Origin of the sequence: Enterococcus sp. SMC-9 (assembly GCF_021011285.1) — a bacterium.
In the GTDB taxonomy this organism is placed as follows: domain Bacteria; phylum Bacillota; class Bacilli; order Lactobacillales; family Enterococcaceae; genus Enterococcus_C; species Enterococcus_C montenegrensis.
Window position 1 is genome coordinate 1 of record NZ_JAILYE010000013.1, and the last position, 2,668, is coordinate 2,668.

General features: G+C 40.3%; 2 protein-coding genes. Both read left to right on the forward strand.

Features of this window, described 5'->3' with window-relative positions; all coding sequences use genetic code 11:
* On the forward strand, window positions 1–1,797 hold a 1,797-nt coding region (gene pflB / locus K4422_RS13505), incomplete at its 5' end, for a formate C-acetyltransferase (RefSeq protein ID WP_230711533.1).
* A 185-nt stretch (window positions 1,798–1,982) separates the two neighbouring features.
* A partial coding sequence (pflA, locus tag K4422_RS13510; protein ID WP_206905783.1) for a pyruvate formate-lyase-activating protein occupies window positions 1,983–2,668 on the forward strand: 686 nt, incomplete at its 3' end.

A 2,668-nucleotide genomic window follows, 5' to 3' on the forward strand; every position in this document is an offset into this window, starting at 1 on the left:
TATACACCAGAAATGCGCGCAGCACGTCGCTCAGGTGTCATTACTGGTTTACCAGATGCCTATGGCCGTGGCCGTATTATCGGCGACTACCGTCGGATTGCATTATACGGGGTAGACTTTTTAATTAAAGAAAAACAAAAAGATTTAGCCAACTGTGGGAACGGCACAATGTCAGAAGACATCATCCGTCAACGGGAAGAATTAAGTGAACAAATTCGTGCGTTAGCTGAATTAAAAGAATTAGGTAACATTTACGGTTTTGATATTTCACAACCTGCGACAAACGCAAAAGAAGCTTTCCAATGGTTATACTTAGGCTACTTAGCTGCAATCAAAGAACAAAATGGTGCAGCAATGTCATTGGGTCGGACATCGACTTTCTTAGACATTTATGTGGAACGCGACTTAGAAAACGGCGTGATTACAGAAGAAGAAGCACAAGAAATCGTGGATCATTTCGTTATGAAACTACGTCTTGTAAAATTCGCTCGGACACCTGAATACAATGCCCTATTTTCTGGGGATCCAACATGGGTAACAGAATCAATCGGTGGTGTGGGTGAAGACGGACGTCACATGGTAACAAAAAACAGCTTCCGTTTCTTACACACATTAGCAAACTTAGGTCCTGCGCCAGAACCAAACTTGACAGTTTTATGGTCAACACGTTTACCACACAACTTCAAAACTTTCTGTGCGAAAATGAGTATCCAAACATCTGCGATTCAATATGAAAACGATGATGTGATGCGTCCTCATTGGGGCGATGACTACGGAATCGCTTGTTGTGTATCGGCAATGCGCATTGGGAAACAAATGCAATTTTTCGGTGCTCGTGCAAACTTAGCGAAAACCTTGTTATACGCAATTAACGGTGGGGTTGATGAAAAATCAAAAGCACAAGTAGGACCAAAATATCAACCAATCACTTCTGAATATCTAGAATACGATGAAGTTTTAGCCAAATATGATGCCATGATGGACTGGATTACAGAATTGTACTTGAATACATTAAACATCATTCACTACATGCACGATAAATATTCTTACGAACGGATTGAAATGGCATTACAAGATACAGATATCCTACGTACAATGGCAACTGGTATTGCTGGTTTCTCTGTTGCAGTTGACTCCTTATCTGCCATTAAATATGCCAAAGTGAAAACAGTTCGTGATGAAAATGGAATCGTAGAAGACTACGTGATTGAAGGCGACTATCCTAAATACGGCAATAACGATGATCGCGTGGACGAAATCGCCGTGAACTTATTGAAAACCTTCATGACGAAAGTAAAACGTAACAAAACTTACCGTGATGCAAAACACACCACATCTATTCTTACAATCACATCCAATGTGGTTTATGGGAAGAAAACAGGGAATACACCAGACGGACGTCGTGCGGGCCAACCATTTGCGCCAGGGGCTAACCCAATGCATGGACGCGACACACACGGTGCGTTAGCAAGCTTGTCTTCAGTTGCGAAAATTCCTTACGACTATTCATTAGATGGTATTTCAAATACGTTTTCTATCGTACCAAAAGCCTTAGGTCGTGACGAAGCAACCCAAGAAGAAAACTTAGCAACCATGTTAGATGGATATGCAACAAAAGGTGGTCACCACTTGAACATTAACGTCTTCAACCGGGATACCTTGTTAGATGCGCAAGCACACCCAGAAAAATACCCACAATTAACAATTCGGGTATCTGGTTATGCCGTAAACTTCATTAAGTTAACGAAAGAACAACAAGATGACGTTATTGCACGGACAATGCACGAATCTATGTAATTTCAATTTTAAACGTACTACAAGGTGGCGGATGGGAAACTATCCGTCACTTTTTATTTTTGCTTGTCCTCTTCTTCACAAAAAACGTAGTGAAAAAGAGGCTGGAATTGCGGCATAAAAAATTTCTAGCCTCTTTTTTGAGACGTTTGTTTCAAGTATTTCATATACGAAAGGAAGTCATAAGCATGACTGTGACAGGTCGTATTCATTCAACCGAAAGTTTTGGTTCCGTTGATGGACCAGGCATTCGTTTTATCGTTTTTACCCAAGGCTGTCGGATGCGGTGTGAGTTTTGCCATAATCCGGATACTTGGAAAATTGGCAGTGGTAAAGAGCGTACAGCAGATGATGTTTTAGAAGAAGCCTTAAAATATAAAGAATTTTGGGGAGAAAAAGGCGGAATCACAGTAAGTGGTGGAGAACCGTTGTTACAACTTGATTTTTTAATTGATTTGTTCAAAAAAGCCAAAGCGGCTGGGGTTCATACGACCATTGATACCTGTGGGCAACCTTTTACCAGAGAAGAACCTTTCTTTTCAAAATTCAATACTTTAATGGAGTATACGGATTTATTGTTGTTTGATATTAAACATATCGACAATGATGCCCATAAAAAACTGACCAAACAAGCCAATACCCCTATTTTGGAAATGGCCAAATATTTATCTGAAATAAATAAACCGGTCTGGATTCGTCACGTATTGGTTCCTTATCGCAGTGACTATGATGCGTATTTGATCCGCTTAGATAGCTTTATTAAGACGTTGCAAAATGTCGATAAGGTTGAGATTTTACCCTACCACACGATGGGCAAGTACAAGTGGCAAGAATTGGGTTTAAAATATCCATTAGAAGGAATTGAACCACCGAC